The organism is Pseudomonas sp. TH37, assembly GCF_016650735.1.
In the GTDB taxonomy this organism is placed as follows: domain Bacteria; phylum Pseudomonadota; class Gammaproteobacteria; order Pseudomonadales; family Pseudomonadaceae; genus Aquipseudomonas; species Aquipseudomonas farris.
Map to the genome: position 1 here is coordinate 1 of NZ_JAEKFD010000033.1, position 202 is coordinate 202.

Annotated in this window: 1 protein-coding gene; it reads left to right on the forward strand. The window is 64.4% G+C overall.

Annotation, left to right across the window (positions count from 1 at the left end):
• Nucleotides 1-202, forward strand: a 202-nt coding sequence (locus JFU11_RS27965) for an immunoglobulin-like domain-containing protein (protein WP_201062767.1), incomplete at both ends; no start/stop codon positions are given.

Below are 202 nucleotides of genomic sequence, written 5' to 3' on the forward strand. Positions count from 1 at the left end.
AAACCTCACTGCGACCAGCACTGTGGCTGAAGGCGGCACCGTGGTTTACACCGCGTCCGTCAGCGCACCGGTCACCGGTTCGCCGGTCGTTGTCACCCTGTCCAATGGCCAGACCATTACCATCCCGGTCGGATCGAGCAGCGGCTCTGTCGACTTCGTTGCGCCAAACGATGCACTGGCTGGCGGCGGCTCCCTGAGCGTC